This is a genomic window from Burkholderia sp. b14 (assembly GCF_900156195.1).
Taxonomy (GTDB): Bacteria; Pseudomonadota; Gammaproteobacteria; order Burkholderiales; family Burkholderiaceae; genus Mycetohabitans.
Map to the genome: position 1 here is coordinate 800,869 of NZ_FTPJ01000003.1, position 12,145 is coordinate 813,013.

A 12,145-nucleotide genomic window follows, 5' to 3' on the forward strand; every position below is an offset into this window, starting at 1 on the left:
TGAGATCGCGCACCGGCAGCGCGCCCGATTCGACACGCGGCAACTACCGATCGCCGCTACGCAAGCCCTGCGATTTCAGCAGGATATGCTTGGCGATACCCCGCACGATATTGACTTCCTCGCGCTCCAGGCCGGCCCGCGCAAACAACCGGCGCAGCCGCGGCATCAGCTTCTTCGGACTGGCGGGATCGAGGAAATCCAGCGCGATCAGCGCATTCTCCAGATGCACGAACATGCGTTCGATTTCGTCGTGGGACGCCAGCGACGAGGCCACGCCGGCGGGCGGCGTCCGCTGTGCGGTGTCCAATAGCGCCAGCCGCAACTCGTAAGCGAGCACTTGGACCGCCTGTGCGAGGTTCAGCGAGCTGTAAGCGGGATTGGCTGGGATATGCGCCAGCGCGTTGCAGCGCTCGACATCGGCATTGGACAGCCCCGTGCGCTCGTTGCCAAACACCAATGCGATATCATCGCCGGCCGCCGCCAAGCCGCCGGCACGCAACGCGAGCGCACGGGGCGCCAGCGTTGGCGGCCCCCACTCGCGCTCGCGAGCAGTCAGCGCCACGGACCAGTGAACACCAGCCAACGCATCGGCCAGCGTAGGCACGATATGCGCGGCCGCCAACACGTCGCCTGCGCCGCTAGCCATTGCTTGCGCGTCGGGATCGGTGCGTACCGCCTCGAGCCGCGGGGCGACCAGCACAAGCCGGGAGAAACCCATCGTCTTCAACGCGCGGGCCGCTGCGCCGACATTGCCGGGATGGCTTGGCTCGACGAGCACGAAGCGCACCGACGTAAAGCCGCCCGCCAAAGACGTCGAGTCGCCGCGCATGCGCGAAGGCGTGCCGGCCGAGCGCGAGCCTGCTGGAGACGAGCCTGCTGGGGATGAGCCTGCCGAGGACGGGCCTATCGAAGACGGGCCTGCCGGGAACGAGCCGAGTGGAGTGACACTGTGATTCACGGTTCAGATTCGATAACCAAGGACTGCAATGGTATCGCGAGTGCAGCGGCGCGGAACATGCGCCAACGCGCAGTGGCGCTTACTGATAAAATTATTCATTCATTATGCCGCCGCACGACCGACGTGCTGGTGCGCATCGTTCTTAATCAATTCGTTAGCTCTGGCCGCACGGTATCGCGCCGCGGCAGTTGCCTCGTGCCCAAGGAAAAAGCTCATGCATCCGATGCTCAACACCGCTGTCAAGGCCGCACGCCGTGCCGGACAAATCATCAACCGCGCGTCGCTGGACGTCGACCTGCTACAAGTGACCCAGAAGCAGCACAACGATTTCGTCACCGAGGTCGATAAGGCAGCCGAGGCGGCAATCATTGAGATATTGCACACTGCGTATCCCGACCATGGGCTCCTCGCGGAGGAGTCTGGGGCCAGCGCCAGCGAGTCCGAGTATCTGTGGATCATCGATCCGCTGGACGGCACGACGAACTTCATCCACGGCTTCCCGCAATACTGCGTGTCGATCGCGCTTGCCCATCGCGGCGTCGTCACGCAGGCAGTGGTCTACGACCCGACACGCAATGACTTGTTCACCGCATCACGTGGCCGTGGTGCGTTCCTCAACGACCGGCGCATCCGCGTGTCACGGCGCGACCGCCTGGCCGACGGGCTGATCGGCACCGGTTTTCCGTTTCGCGATCAGAGCGGCCTGGACGAGTACCTGAAGCTGTTCAGCGAAATGACGCGTGCGTGCGCCGGCCTGCGCCGACCAGGCGCAGCCGCGCTAGATCTCGCATATGTGGCCGCCGGCCGCTATGACGGCTTCTTCGAGCAAGGCATTCAACCGTGGGACGTCGCGGCCGGCAGCCTGCTCGTCACCGAAGCGGGGGGCTTGATCGGCAACTACACAGGGGATTCGAACTTCCTGTACCAGCATGAGATCGTCGCCGGCAATCCGAAGCAGTATGCGCAGATGGTGCAGATCTTGAAGCCGTACAGCCGGGTGGGAACGGCGGCCTGAACCGTATCAAGGGAACAGTCGCGGGTGCGCGTACACGCCGCGACTTCCGGCATTCTGCCCTCGGCGCGTTGCGCTGGATCGAAAAAGTCCCCGTTCGCGACCCGGCCAACCACTTCGGATATCGACTGCGCGAAGAGCATCTATGCTACATCCTTTAATGCTTCCGTATCTCGACGTCGTGCCGCACGCGCCGCAGCCCCTAAACCATGACGATTCGCCGACACTCACTTGCCGACGCAACGCAGTCCACTAGTCCTCCACCCTGCGTCGCTCAATCCTCAAACCAGACACCGGGTTCCTCAACCCAGACGCCGGGCCGCATCACGGCTAATCGCGCGCCCATGCCCAATCCGGCGCTTCGCGATATCGGCTCGATACCGCCCGCTTCGTCCCGCGTGGCGAACACCGCCGGCTGCCCTAAGCCAAACATGCTGGATGATGCAGCAAAAAAACTGGCGAGCGAGCTGTTGCCATGCTTAACTGTGCTGCGAGACATAGAACTGTTACGCAAAAAACAGCGAGATGCCGCACGCGTGTTCCTGAGCGCCCACTCGCCGACAAACGATCTTTTTGCCATGAAGGCAGAGATCAGCCGCGTTGAAGAGTCGATACACACGTTCACCAAGCTTTGCGCCGACCCGTCTACCGCGAAAGCGCTAAAAGCGCTGCAGCTGAAGGATATTACCAACGCCGCGCATGCCTACCTGACGCTGACCCAGGCCGCGATAGCATCGCTTCAGGACGAAGTCGGGATCTCGCGCCCAAGTTTGGAAAAGCATTTGCCCATGAGCGGTCTATTTCCCGCTCGGGAAATCCCGGCCGCAGGCGAAAACCTAAAGGCGCAGATCAGCGCGCTGCGGGCACGAAGACAAAACCTGATTGAAGCGCAACGTCTACTGGGCGAACTGCCGCCAACATTTTGGAAAACAATGGTTGGTCAAGCCATGGCAAGCGCCGACCCGTTTCGCCCTCCCTTCGCGGCAACATCGTTGTACATGGGCAAAGACGAGATGATCCGCCGCGCAGCGGAGGAAATCGACCAGACATCAATTCAAATTTGGACAAAATCGTTTTCCCTTAGTTCGTCCACACCACCTCGGGCGCTCGATGGTCATTGGCAACTGCCCAGTTTTTCGCTTTCCGAAACGTCGCATACCGAACCCAAACCCGCCGCCTCTGCAGAAGGACAACCGCCCTACAGCAACATCCGGTTGCCAATGCCCTTACGGTCTAAGCTACAAATATGGCTCGCCGACAACTCAGCGTGCGTGAAGGAGCTGACACTTGCAATGGACGAAATAGCTCAATCTGCACTGCCTCAGCGCACGAGCCAACGCTCCCCGTTAAGGATGCAGCGCGGGCAAGCCAATCGTGAACCATTAATGGGACGCTATCGCAATGCTCGCCTTGGCACGATACGGCACAACGCGCTGATGGTGACCCAGTACTGGCACGCCTATCATCTCGGCGCGCGAGATGACGCACATAGGGCATCAAACGGATATGACGGACTTTCGCTCGAGACATGGAGCGCCGGCTACGCGGCGCTACTCTGTTCGATCATGAACTCGTTATGGGAAAACCCGCTGCGCCCGTCCCTGTCGGATCCTGCAGCCGAACAGCAGTTCGCCCTGCGACTGATCGAGGAAACCAAGGTGGCGTCGGCGCTATTGGAGCACGTCGCTGCCAACCGGGATAAAAAGAACGACAAGCCGAACCAGGATACCGAATTTTGCACGGCAATACTCGACGGCATCACCAGCCACACGCATGCCGTCAGCCAAAAGTTGCAAGCATGGATTGAAGAACAACCAGTATTCTCGCGGCCCGGCCAGTCGGCGCGCCGTGTCAGCACAGCCCGGAACAGCGTCGGCAAACGCGACGAGGAAGCCGAAACCGCATTGCTCAGGCAATGGCTGCAGCCTTTCAAGAATGCGTACTTTGCTGATCGCTCCGTACAGGCTATCGAGGCCGGGATCCAGACGATACTGAAAACCATCGTGTACGCGCACGATGTCGGATCGGCCGATCACGACTGGCTGGAGCATAGCCAACTGGAGCAAAGCAAGCAGTCCGTGCAACCGTCCAGATCCAAAGGCAAGAAGAAAAAAGCACGTAAAGCCAAGCCCACGCGCATGGACAATGCCGCTACGACGCCCACCCCGGCTGAGCGGCAACGCGCCGAATTCGACGCATTCAAAAAACAGCTTCCCGATGACATTCCGGCCGACGCGCGGAAACAAATTGACCAACATCGCGAAGGAATGAAGGGCTTGATAGATGAAATGGGTCACGCCTTTGCGACAATAACGGCTGCTGATACGGCCCTTGACTCACGCGATACGCCTGCCAAGTACATTGCACAGCTTCGCCTGGCCCAACAGCAATGCACTGGCATGGTCACAGTGGCTCGCGCACGCCGGCAGGACTTCGAGCAGAAAGAAGCCGAACTCGAATCGCTGGACCTGGACGACAAGTCCAAGCAAATGTTGCGTCACCGGCTCAGTCATCTGCTCACGGTCACGGATACCGATATTCGGCATCTGGAGCGCATCAGCAACGAGATCGACTCACTGTTCAAGCAAGCGCACGCTATCGAATGCCTACTCGCACCTTCGTTCAGTGCATTCAAGGGTCTTTGGGACACAGGCGGGATAACGGTGGCGGGCGGGCACAATTGGACAAAAGTCGCGAAGAACACCGTGCACGAAAACTATATGTTGGAATATGAGCTCAGCCTGTCGCCGGAATGGGTCAGCGAGTTGGATCAACGGCTTGGCTCACTCACAAAGACGCCGAAATGGGTGCTTCATCTGCACTCACCGACGCCAAACAAAGCTGCAGTGCGCGTCGGTCATTTTAAGACCTGGCAAGAACGCACTGACGGCAATCCCGAACACCGCGGCATTGTCCCGCCCGACATGCTGCACGCGCTCATGGCCCAATTGGACACAATAGTCGATAGAGCGGGCCGGAACGAACCCGAACGGGCCGCTCAACGCCATGCCGCTGCGCAGCCGTCCTCCGATCGTGCACGCCGGCGGCATCATCGTGCAGCGGTGAGCCGGCGCGGCTAGAAAATCACCACGATGTGCGTTGCGTCGCCGGCGGTGGACGCGAGATGGCGGACCGATGTTTCCAACGGAATCTATCCGCCCTATCCGCGGGAGCGGCGCGAGGCACAATATGCGTGGCCACGCGTATGCCGCCTATCCAGGCTCGCCTCGTTCACGGCTATCGTCGGTATTACGATTAAGAATGTGTCGATCCCAAGGATTTTGGGCGGTACCGCCCGGCGGCCATCGCACTGACACACGCACATTGCCCAAACAGATTAGGACTTCGCCGTCCGTCACTGGTGGAATACACGTAAACTAGCGTCTTCAAGGTCGCGTCGACACGGCAGGGAACCGCCGCACGGTCGATATTCTAAAATTTGACAGACTGCTTGCATGACTGATGGAAAACGTGCCCGTTGGTGAACACACGCGGAACCACCCCGAATCGCCCGGGGGCCAATCCAACATGGCCAACATGGACTTGAGTAATGGCCAAGCGCCGAAACCGGCCGCCCTCGCGGAAATCGGCAACCACACGCCGATGATGCGCCAATACCTCAGCATCAAGGCCGAGCACCCCGGCACGCTCGTGCTGTACCGAATGGGCGACTTCTACGAGTTGTTCTATGAGGACGCGGAAAAAGCGGCACGATTGCTCGATTTGACGCTCACGCAGCGCGGCGCGTCGGCAGGCAACCCGATCAAGATGGCCGGGGTGCCACACCACTCGCTCGAGCAGTACCTGGCCAAGCTCGTGAAGCTCGGCGAATCCGTAGCCATCTGCGAGCAGATCGGCGATCCGGCCGCCTCCAAGGGCCCGGTCGAGCGCAAAGTCGTACGCATCGTCACACCCGGCACGCTGACCGACGCGGCGCTGCTCGCCGATAAAAGTGACGCGTACCTGCTCGCACTCGCGCCCGCGCGCAACCGTCGCGGCACGTTAACCGGCGTCGGGCTCGCGTGGTTGAATCTGGCAAGTGGCGCGCTGCGGCTGACCGAGGTCGGCGCAGACCAGGTGGCGGCCGCGATCGAGCGCATCCGGCCAGCCGAGACGCTAGTGAGCGACAGCGCCGCGCAAGCGCTCACACTGCCCACAAGCGTGGGCACGCTGACACGGGTCCCTGAATGGCATTTCGACCCCGCTTCCGGCGCGCAACGCCTATGTGAACAGTTGGCGGTCGCCACTCTCGACGGATTCGGCGCGCAAACGCTGGGCGCCGCATGTGGCGCGGCCGGCGCGTTGCTGCTGTATGCGGCACAGACACAGGGGCAACAGCTGCGGCACATCCGCTCGCTGAAGATCGAGCAGGAGTCCGAGTACATCGGGCTCGATCCGGCAACGCGGCGCAACCTCGAGTTGACCGAAACGCTGCGCGGCACGGATTCCCCAACGCTGTTCTCGCTGCTTGACACATGCTGCACGTCGATGGGTAGCCGCCTGCTGCGCCACTGGCTGCATCATGCGCCGCGCAATCCGGCTCTCGCACGTGCCCGCCAGCAAGCAATTGGCGCGTTGCTCGACGGCCCACCAGGCAACGATCTGGACGCGCTTCGCCACGCGTTGCGACAGATCGCCGACGTCGAGCGCATCACGGGCCGACTCGCGTTGCTCAGTGCACGGCCTCGCGATCTGGCTAGCCTACGCGACACATTCCGCAAGCTGCCTGAGTTACGCGAGCGGATCGCGCCGGTCATCGCGCACTCGAACTCGTTGCAGCAGCTCGATGCATCGCTGCATGCTCCGCCTGAATGCACCGATCTGCTGCAGCGGGCGATCGCGGCCGAGCCCGCCGCGATGGTGCGCGACGGCGGCGTCATTGCCCGCGGCTATGATACGGAATTGGATGAGTTGCGTGACATCTCGGAAAACTGCGGACAGTTCCTCGTCGATCTCGAAAACCGCGAACGCACCCGCACCGGCATCGCGAATTTACGTGTCGAATACAACAAGGTCCATGGCTTCTATATTGAGGTCACGCGCGGGCAGACCGACAAAGTGCCGGACGACTACCGACGGCGCCAGACATTGAAGAACGCGGAGCGCTATATCACGCCGGAGCTCAAGGCGTTCGAGGACAAGGCACTATCGGCACAAGAACGCGCGCTCGCGCGCGAACGTGCGCTGTACGACGCATTGTTGCAGGCGTTGTTACCCCACATCGGCGATTGTCAGCGCGTGGCGTGCGCGCTGGCCGAGCTCGACGTACTCGCCTCACTCGCCGACCGCGCACGTGCGCTGGAGTGGGTCGCGCCATCGTTCGACGCACAGGCCGGTCTCGAGATCGAGCAAGGACGGCATCCGGTCGTCCAAGCCCAGGTCGAACAGTTTATCGCAAACGATTGCCGGCTCGGCGCGGAACGCAAGCTGCTGTTGATCACCGGACCGAATATGGGCGGCAAGTCGACGTTCATGCGGCAAACGGCGCTGATCACGCTGATGGCGTATATCGGCAGCTATGTGCCGGCAAAGCGGGCCTGCTTCGGTCCTGTGGACCGGATCTTCACGCGGATCGGCGCCGCCGACGACCTCGCGGGCGGCCGCTCGACATTCATGGTCGAGATGACCGAAGCCGCCGCCATTCTGAACGATGCGACGCCACACAGCCTTGTGTTGATGGACGAAATCGGTCGAGGCACATCGACCTTCGACGGGCTCGCGCTCGCGTGGGCCATCGCGCGCCACTTAATCTCGCACAACCAGAGCTATACGCTTTTCGCCACGCACTACTTCGAACTCACGCAATTGCCGACGCAATGCCCGACGGCGGCAAACGTGCACCTGTCCGCGGTCGAACATGACCATGGGATCGTGTTCCTGCACGCGGTCAACGAAGGTCCGGCGAACCAAAGTTACGGATTACAGGTCGCGCAACTGGCCGGCGTCCCGCAACCGGTGATTCGCGCAGCCCGCCGTCACCTGGCGTTGCTCGAACAACAAACGGCCGGCCAGCCGGCGCCGCAACTCGATTTGTTTACTTCAGCAGCGCTTACGATCGAGGAAGCGACCGAGCCGCGCTGCGAGCAACCGACAGGCGCTTCGGACCTCGCCACGCCGCAGGCGCGCCCCGAAGCGCCCCACGCCGCAGTCGAGCGGTTACGCGGCCTTGACCTAGATGCGCTGCGCCCACGTGATGCACTCGAATTGCTGTATGAACTGCGCGAGCTTGTCGAGCGCGCGGATTGTGAGTCCCGCTGAGCGGTCACCGCACATGCCCCCCCATCACGCGCGAAAGCGCTGCACGGCGGTGGCGATGTGCACGCTCGCGTCCGCGTTAGTTGTGCTGCTTGCTGTGCGCGGGCCGGGCGCACAGGCGGCTCCTCGTGTTGCGCCCGCGGTCGATGGCGTGCGCTTCGCCGTGATCGCAGGCCTGCCGCCGTCGCCGTCGAGCGATACGGCCACACGGGCGCTACTCGACATGCTGCGGCGCACCCCGAAGCTGCAATTCGCGGTATGGGACGGCGCGCTGCGCCGGCCGGGCGAGCCGTGCGACGACGCGCTGTTCGCCGCGCGCCGCACGCTGCTCGACACGTCCGCAGTGCCCCTCGTCGTCATACTGGGCCGCCACGACTGGGAAGACTGCGACAGCAAGTTTGCCGGGGGCTTTGATTCGGTCGAGCGACTCGACTTTGTGCGTCAAACGTTCTTCGACCAGCCGTACTCGCTCGGCAGCAGGGCGATGCACGTGGTACGGCAAAGCGACCTGCCGCGCTTCCGACAGTATCGCGAGAATCTACGCTGGGAAACCGGTGGTATCGCCTTCGTGACACTGAACGTGCCAGACGGCAACAATCATTATTCGAGTGCCGGCGGACGCAACGGCGAATTCGAGGATCGGGCGGTCGCCAATGCGTTCTGGCTGCGGCACGCTGGGGAATATGCAAAGCGCCGCAAGCTCAAGGCGATCGGCGTATTGATCGACGCCGATCCCAACTTTGAGCGCTATGAGCAACGCGAGCGCTTTACTTGGCTGAGATGGGGTCGCCGCTTGCCGCGCGACGGGTACGTTGAGTTTAAACGGACGCTGGTCGAGCTGTCGCGCAGCTTCAGCGGCACGGTCATACTGATTCACGGCGCGAGCCGTGACACGTTGCCGCGCGTGCGAATCGACCAGCCATTGCACGATGACCGTGGCGAGCGTGTCAAGAACTTCACCCGAATCGCGATCGCGCGAACTGACCGTGATCCACGGTGGCTCGATATCCGGGTCGAACCGACGCCTTGGCCGGTGTTCCACGTCAACGAACGTGCATGGCCCGATGCAGCTCGGTTCGCGTCAATACCGTCCGCATCCAGCCCGCCGGGCACGGCATTGTCACCCAGCGACGTTGGCGCCACCGCGGCGGCGCAGCCGTCGGGCGCTGCAACCGCCACACCCGAGCGAAGACCGGATACCGCGCCGGCCAACGGACTATGGCTGCCGGGCGGAACCACGACGCCAGCTAACGGGTTATGGATGCCGGGCGGAACCACGGCGCCGGCTAACGGGCTATGGGTGCCGGGCGGAACCACGACGCCGCCCATCGGACTCTGGCCAGCACCTGCGCAGCGCGCACCGACGCCGCGTGATCCGCCGACCGTGCCAACATCCGGTGCGGCGCCAGCTGACTCATCAAATGACGACATGCCGGCCGATACGCGCGCTGTCCGGCCCCACACCGAGCCGTCAGGACACACGTCAGCCGACGCGCCGCAATTCGATCCCGCCTCCCTCCGCCCTTAGGCGTGTCAGGGCGCTGGCCGGCTGACGGCCCGCCTCGCACCGAGGCAAACGCTCGACAGTCAATGCAGCGTCGGCGACTTGCCGGCCGCCGGAGACGCGCCGTCAACGTCCTGGCCGTCGTCCTCGTCCACATCGATGACTTCGAGCCCATCGGCGCCATGCGCGTGCTCGTGCTCGACCTCATCGGCAGTGGCCTCGCGCACGTCCCTGACCGTCAACGAAAAGCGCAAAGCCATACCGGCCAACGGATGATTGCCATCGAGCACAACCTTGTCCTCGGCGAGATCCGTCACCGTGTAGATCAGCGTATCGACCTCGTCGTCCCCGCCTTCGGGCGTCCCCTCGAACTGCATGCCGACTTCGAGCGGCTCAGGAAAGCGGTCTCGAGGCTCGATCTTGACCAGTTCAGGATCGTAGTCGCCGAACGCGTCGACGGGCTCGAGCTGGATCTGCGTCGAAAATCCCGCCTCTTGGCCTTCTAGCACTTCCTCGATCTTCGGGAACGTGCCATCATAGCCGCCGTGCAGATAGACCATCGGTTCGTCGCTTTCCTCGATCAGGTTGCCCTGTGCATCCGACAGCTTGTAGGCGACAGAAACGACGGTGTTCTTCGCGATTTTCATTCGACTCTCCAGAATACAAGCTCCATTATACGATGCCTGTGCGGCCTTCCCCACCGGCGCCGCGGATGTTGTCGCGCGCCGTTTCGACGCGTATATCGGCGACCTCGTCCGCATTTGTCGCCCCGCCCCACCCCGACGTGCCAACCCCACTGCTGGGCGGCCTGACACCGGCACAGTTCATGCGCCGCTACTGGCAGAAAAAGCCATTGCTGGTTCGACAGGCGCTGCTCGACATCCATTCCTCGGTCACCCGGCAGTGCCTATTTGACCTCGCGCAACGTGACGATGTCGAGTCGCGCGTGATCCGGCAGCGTGCGTTGCGCGGCGAGATGCGCTGGCAGCTCGAACATGGGCCATTCGAACGCTTGCCGTCCACGCGTCAGCGTCACTGGACGCTGCTCGTGCAGGGCGTGAACCTGCACGTGCCGGCCGCGCACGCGCTGATGAGCCAGTTTCGCTTCCTGCCGGATGCGCGGCTGGACGATGTGATGATTTCGTATGCGACCGATGGCGGTGGCGTAGGACCGCATTTCGACTCGTACGACGTGTTCTTGCTTCAGCTGCACGGCCGGCGCCGCTGGCGTATCGGCGCGCAGCGGGACCTTTCGCTGCGCCCGGGCTTGCCGCTGAAAGTGCTGCAGCATTTTGAGCCAAGCGAGGACTGGATTCTTGAGCCGGGTGACATGCTTTATCTGCCGCCGCACATCGCGCACGATGGCATCGCGCTGGGCGAGTGCATGACCTGTTCAATCGGCTTTCGCGCGCCACTTGACGGCGAGCTATCTGAGCAATTCCTGTATCATGCGGCTGAACGCGCGGCGCAGGCACGTGGCACATCGCGCCGCTATGCGGATCCGAATCAGCCGCCCGTGAGCGAGCATCCGGCCGCGCTGCCCCCGGCGCTGGTCGACCACGTCGTGGAACTGGTCGAGCGGATGCGTTGGTCGCGTGCGGACATCGCGGAATTTGTCGGCAGCTACCTGAGTGACCCGAAGTCGAGTGTTTTTTTTGATCCACCTGTGCGCGCACTGTCGCGTCATGCGTTTGTTTCGCGCATCATCGAAAACGGCATCGAGCTCGATCCGAAAACGATTTTGCTGTACGACGATACGCGCTATTACTTGAACGGGGAATCAGCAACGCTGATACGAAGCTTGCGCAGAACCATTACCACGTTAGCCGATCAGCGAGCTCTTCCGGGGAAAAAATTTGTAACACTCTCTCACCATTCGTCCATGACACAGCTGTTGTACGAATGGTATCGTGCGGGCTGGATACGGATTGGCGGGCCATAGGCGGCTGACCTTCGGTATTCCGCGATGTGAGATTTTGTCTGGAAAAGACAACGAACCGGCCCTAGATTTATCGACGGTCGATATGAAAGTGCCTATAATTCCTGCCCAAGCCGTAGGTGAGAGGGATGCGACAAGCATGCGACCCACCAGCGGCCATAGGTGGGTGTTGAAGCACACAATACCGGTATTATTCGCGCTGTTGCTTACCTGTAACCATAAAAGGACGTGATCATGAAGAAATCCCTCCTCGTAGCATCTCTGTTGGCAGTGATGGCTCTGGCGGCTTGCGGCAAGAAGGACGAAAGCGCAGGCCCGGCTGCTGCGAGCGACGCTGCTGCTGCTTCGGACGCGGCCGCTGCCGCTTCGGGCGCTGCTGCTGCGGCCGTCGACGCTGCTTCGGGCGCTGCGGCTGCTGCGATCGACGCGGCTTCGGCTGCTGCCGCGGCTTCGGGCGCAAGCCAGTAATTGCCGTCA

9 protein-coding genes are annotated in these 12,145 nt (G+C 62.2%); 6 read left to right on the forward strand and 3 right to left on the reverse strand.

Going from position 1 to position 12,145, the window contains the following annotated elements:
* Positions 1-43: 43 nt before the first annotated feature.
* Positions 44-829, reverse strand: coding sequence for an RNA methyltransferase (locus tag B0B13_RS07985; protein ID WP_076795560.1), 786 nt, complete (start codon positions 827-829; stop codon positions 44-46).
* A gap of 343 nt (positions 830-1,172) precedes the next feature.
* Here B0B13_RS07985 and B0B13_RS07990 point away from each other — a divergent pair, with 343 nt between their 5' ends.
* Complete coding sequence (locus tag B0B13_RS07990; RefSeq protein ID WP_076786755.1) at positions 1,173-1,973, forward strand: inositol monophosphatase family protein; 801 nt, start codon at positions 1,173-1,175, stop codon at positions 1,971-1,973.
* 271 nt (positions 1,974-2,244) lie between these two features.
* Here the strand turns inward: B0B13_RS07990 and B0B13_RS17895 are convergent, their stop codons facing one another.
* A complete protein-coding gene (locus B0B13_RS17895) occupies positions 2,245-2,469 on the reverse strand; it encodes a hypothetical protein (RefSeq protein ID WP_139337370.1) in 225 nt (74 codons plus the stop codon).
* A gap of 79 nt (positions 2,470-2,548) precedes the next feature.
* On the opposite strand from B0B13_RS17895, the gene B0B13_RS07995 reads away from it, so the two are divergent.
* From B0B13_RS07995 to B0B13_RS08005, 3 genes are all read left to right on the forward strand, one after another.
* Positions 2,549-5,050: a hypothetical protein gene (locus tag B0B13_RS07995; protein ID WP_139337371.1), complete on the forward strand. Its 2,502-nt coding sequence runs from the start codon at positions 2,549-2,551 to the stop codon at positions 5,048-5,050.
* Between the two features lie 457 nt (positions 5,051-5,507).
* The gene (mutS, locus tag B0B13_RS08000) at positions 5,508-8,228 is read left to right on the forward strand and encodes a DNA mismatch repair protein MutS (protein ID WP_076797221.1); all 2,721 of its coding nucleotides are present in this window, start codon (positions 5,508-5,510) and stop codon (positions 8,226-8,228) included.
* Positions 8,229-8,241: 13 nt separating this feature from the next.
* Entirely contained in the window at positions 8,242-9,753 is a 1,512-nt protein-coding gene (locus tag B0B13_RS08005; RefSeq protein WP_076795564.1) for a hypothetical protein, read from the forward strand.
* 59 nt (positions 9,754-9,812) lie between these two features.
* Here B0B13_RS08005 and B0B13_RS08010 read toward each other — a convergent pair whose 3' ends face one another.
* Positions 9,813-10,376 carry an FKBP-type peptidyl-prolyl cis-trans isomerase gene (locus B0B13_RS08010; protein ID WP_076786747.1) on the reverse strand — a complete coding sequence of 188 codons (564 nt, stop codon included), beginning with the start codon at positions 10,374-10,376 and terminating at the stop codon, positions 9,813-9,815.
* Between the two features lie 32 nt (positions 10,377-10,408).
* Between B0B13_RS08010 and B0B13_RS08015 the strand changes: the two genes are divergently transcribed.
* Together B0B13_RS08015 and B0B13_RS08020 are read left to right on the forward strand one after the other, a co-directional pair.
* A complete protein-coding gene (locus B0B13_RS08015; RefSeq protein ID WP_083703684.1) occupies positions 10,409-11,671 on the forward strand; it encodes a cupin domain-containing protein in 1,263 nt (420 codons plus the stop codon).
* A 231-nt stretch (positions 11,672-11,902) separates the two neighbouring features.
* Entirely contained in the window at positions 11,903-12,136 is a 234-nt protein-coding gene (locus B0B13_RS08020) for a hypothetical protein (RefSeq protein ID WP_076797222.1), read from the forward strand.
* Positions 12,137-12,145 lie beyond the last annotated feature (9 nt).